This is a genomic window from Intestinibacter sp., from assembly GCF_051866655.1.
GTDB lineage: Bacteria > Bacillota > Clostridia > Peptostreptococcales > Peptostreptococcaceae > Intestinibacter.
Window position 1 is genome coordinate 1 of sequence record NZ_JBJDXL010000353.1, and the last position, 3,331, is coordinate 3,331.

The following is a 3,331-nucleotide window of genomic DNA, read 5'->3' on the forward strand; positions in this document are numbered from 1 at the left end:
AAGAAATTAATTCCGGATTATTTATTTGATGAGAATTATTTAAAAAGCATCCTAGATGATGAAATGTACATCAAGGCTAAAAATAAAGCATTAAATATACTGTCAAAAGCTAGTCAGTCAGAAAAACAAATACGTCAAAAGCTTTCTAAGGATTTTGAAGAACACACTATAGATAGAGTTATCGAGTTTTTACAAAAATATAAGTTTGTAGACGATGAGGATCTCGCTACTAGAATTATAAATACAAACGTAAATTTAAATAAATACGGCAAAAATAAAATCAAGCAAAATCTATACAACAAAGGCATAGACAAAGCTATTATCGAACAGACAATAGATGAAATCGACTCTGATAAGGAATTTGAAAATGCGCTTTATCTAGGCAAAAAAAGATACGACAGGCTAAAAAATGAAGATCCTAGAAAGGCCTACCAAAAAATAGGCAATCATTTAGCTTATAAAGGGTTTAATTATGATATAATAAAAAAAGTATTAAATAGATTGTTTAACGACATTGATGAATATTCTTGTTAATTGTAATTGGAGGTATCGATATGAAAATAGCAATCGCAGTAGTATGCGTAATTCTTGGAATTTACAATATAAGAAATTTATATAAGCAGGATAGAATGAGATAATAAAATGGAGGCAAATCGCGCCTCCATTTTTAATATAAAGAAATTTTTTATCTCATGCATTTCTTTAATGCTTTAGCAATTGGTACTCCAAGTATTAATCCTACTACTATTTGAGTTATGTTTCCAGGAATTGACATAGCTGGTGATACCCAGTTTCCATATAAAATACCTTCAGTTATATAATATCCTATTATCATCCATACACCTGAAATTATTATAGCTCCTACATTTACAAGCATATTGTTACCTTGTCTTCCATTAGACCAAGCTATTTTTCCTATTATGTATCCCATAACTCCTCTTATTACAAAAGTAAATGGCGCCCACATAGCCCATTCTGATAATAAATCAAATAATCCCATTCCAAAGGCACCTGCTGCAGCTCCTTTTTTAGATCCAAATACTATTGCTGCTACGAATAGCATAGTGTTACCTAAGTGAACTAATCCACCAGATGCAGCTATTGGCAATCTTATATTTATAAATCTTGTTGCTATATAGACTAGTGCAATTAAAAGAGCTGTCTCTACTAGGTCTTTTGTATTCACTCTACTGTTTTGTTTAACTTCTTGCATTTTTTACCCTCCTCAATTTATATTATTACTATTGTCCTAATACACTTAGGACAATAGTAATTTATTCAATTTTGATTAATCCTTAAATATCTCCTAAATATCTACGCATTATAATATTTATTAAATAATTCAACTAAATTTTTATCAGTCTTAAATCCTAAATCTTTCAGTCCTAAATCTAAGTAGTTAAGAACAGGCACTATAGCTTCATGTTTAGCATTTTCTCCCATATGACCTATTCTCAATATCTTTCCTGTATATTGAGCTAATGATGTTGTCATTACTAGATTGTATTTTTCTAATAAATGAGCAACTAAATTTCCTGCTCCTATTTCTTCTGGAATATCTACAACAGTTACTGTATTTGAGTATCCATTTTCCAAAAATAATTTTAATCCATATTCTTCTACTGCTTTTCTTGTAGCATCTGCAACCTTTGCATGTCTGTTATGTACGTTTTCAAGTCCTTCTTCTATTATATTGTCAAGTGCTACATCAAGTCCCATAATATCGCTTATTGGCATTGTATAAGGGAACCATTTATCTCTGTAGTAATTTTCCCATATAGTTAGATTGCAGTAAAATCCTGATATTGGAGTTTTTCTGTTTTTCATTGCAGATTTTGCATCTTCACTTACTCCTACCATAGTAAGTCCTGTTGGAGCTGAAATAGCTTTTTGAGAACCTCCACAAACTATATCTATTTGCCAGTTATCTACCTCTATATTTTCTCCCACCATTGCTGCAACTGAATCTACAACTGTTAGTATTCCGTATTTTTTAAGAAGTGGACATATCTTTGATAAGTCGTTTAAAACTCCTGTTGGTGTATCGCAGTGTACTACTGTAGCATATTTAAAATCGTGGTCATCTTCTAAGAATTTTGCTAGCTTATCCACATCTATTTCTTTTTTATAATCATCTGAGAAATAGACAACTTCTCCTCCGTACATTTCTACGAAGCCATCAAAGCCTTTACCAAATATTCCATTATCTATTACTAAAACGCGGTCTCCCTTTTCTGTAAGAGATGCACACGCAGCTTCTAATCCTAAAATACCTTCTCCACTCAATATATAGACATCATTTGTTGTCTTTAATATTTTTGCCATCTTATCACAAGTATTTTTATAGAATTCGCAAAATTCCACATCGACATCAGGGTTAGTTGTCTTTTCAGCTCTCATAAGTCTTACATTTTCTCTGACCTCTGATGGACCTGGTGTATATACAATTTTATTGTTCATCTTGTTCATATCGTCACTCCTAACTATAAACCAACTTATTTTTAAATAAGAAAATCTTTATTCTAAAAATCCATAATGTAGATTTTCTTGAAATGCATAACGGAAATTATCTTTATTTACAATTTTTAAAGGAATATAATTTCCTATGCATTATAAAAAAAGATAATATATTTTCTATCGTCCTAAAAATATTATATATTATCTTTCTTTTATTGCAATACAATATGGCATAAATTAGGAATTGTATGGGTATAATTCATCTTTATTGTATTTTAAATTAAAATCTCTTCAATTGATCTTTTGTAAAGGTCCACTCAGGAGTTTTTAGATTTTCTCCAAAATCCAAACTATACCAAGGACTTAGAGATTCATCATTTGGATTTATTAGAAGCTGAGTCTGTTGAGCTGGCATATAGCTTTGAGCAAGCATAAATACCTTTTCTCCCGTTTCTTTATTTTCTGCCATATCTACAACTATAGCACAATGACCTGGAGAACCTCCCTTTATAAATACATCTCCTATTTGCATATCCTCTACATCGACACTTTCTAGCTCTTCATCTAAGGACAATGTAGAGCTATATGCAAACACTATATCCATGTATTTTCTAAATGTCTCATAAGTATTATTTTCTCCTGTAGCCTTGTAGTATGAAGATGAATTCTCTCCAACGCTAATTCTATACCCTCTTCTCCACTTGCTGTATTCAGCATTAAATCCATCTACGAAATGAAAGCTTATATCATCATATCTTTTATTTTGGTACAAATACTCAGCTCTCAAAAGCATTACTGCATCTGCACATTGATGTAAATCTCTATCTCCAATATCTACATCAAACACGCTGTCGTACACATTTGGTTTGTCTTT

At 31.1% G+C, this 3,331-nt stretch carries 4 protein-coding genes; 1 reads left to right on the forward strand and 3 read right to left on the reverse strand.

What is annotated here, in order from left to right; all coding sequences use genetic code 11:
* Window positions 1-534: regulatory protein RecX (locus tag ACI3VO_RS10570; protein WP_439757888.1), on the forward strand; the 534-nt coding region annotated here is incomplete at its 5' end.
* 151 nt (window positions 535-685) lie between these two features.
* On the opposite strand, the gene ACI3VO_RS10575 is transcribed toward ACI3VO_RS10570, so the two are convergent.
* The 3 genes from ACI3VO_RS10575 to ACI3VO_RS10585 form a co-directional block, all read right to left on the reverse strand.
* Window positions 686-1,213 carry an ECF transporter S component gene (locus tag ACI3VO_RS10575; protein ID WP_439757889.1) on the reverse strand — a complete coding sequence of 176 codons (528 nt, stop codon included), beginning with the start codon at window positions 1,211-1,213 and terminating at the stop codon, window positions 686-688.
* A 101-nt stretch (window positions 1,214-1,314) separates the two neighbouring features.
* The gene (locus ACI3VO_RS10580) at window positions 1,315-2,460 is read right to left on the reverse strand and encodes a pyridoxal-phosphate-dependent aminotransferase family protein (RefSeq protein WP_439757891.1); all 1,146 of its coding nucleotides are present in this window, start codon (window positions 2,458-2,460) and stop codon (window positions 1,315-1,317) included.
* A gap of 277 nt (window positions 2,461-2,737) precedes the next feature.
* Window positions 2,738-3,331, reverse strand: a 594-nt coding sequence (locus tag ACI3VO_RS10585) for a DUF4846 domain-containing protein (protein WP_439757890.1), incomplete at its 5' end; no start/stop codon positions are given.